The sequence below is a fragment of the Pseudomonas peli genome (genome assembly GCF_050563605.1).
GTDB lineage: Bacteria > Pseudomonadota > Gammaproteobacteria > Pseudomonadales > Pseudomonadaceae > Aquipseudomonas > Aquipseudomonas peli_A.
In genome coordinates, this window is sequence record NZ_JBNXUH010000244.1 from 1 (window position 1) to 303 (window position 303).

At 57.0% G+C, this 303-nt stretch carries 1 protein-coding gene; it reads left to right on the plus strand.

All coding sequences use genetic code 11. The features are described 5' to 3' along the window. Positions 1 to 155: 155 nt before the first annotated feature. Positions 156 to 303 (plus strand): hypothetical protein (locus tag ACQ4LH_RS21600; RefSeq protein ID WP_430699000.1); only part of this gene is annotated, 148 nt, incomplete at its 3' end.

The following is a 303-nucleotide window of genomic DNA, read 5'->3' on the forward strand; positions in this document are numbered from 1 at the left end:
CTCCATGTACGTATACGACCAGTACGACCAAAAAATCGTCGAAGACCGCGTCAAGCAGCATCGCGATCAAACCCGCCGTTACCTNCGCCCCCCCACCAAATCCCCCACGGGGGGGGCGTCGCCGGCAGCGTAAGATGTGTAAAAGAGACAGCCCCATGTACGTATACGACCAGTACGACCAAAAAATCGTCGAAGACCGCGTCAAGCAGTATCGCGATCAAACCCGCCGTTACCTCGCTGGTGAACTGAGCGGTGAAGAATTCCGCCCGCTGCGCCTGCAGAATGGCCTGTACATCTGTCTCT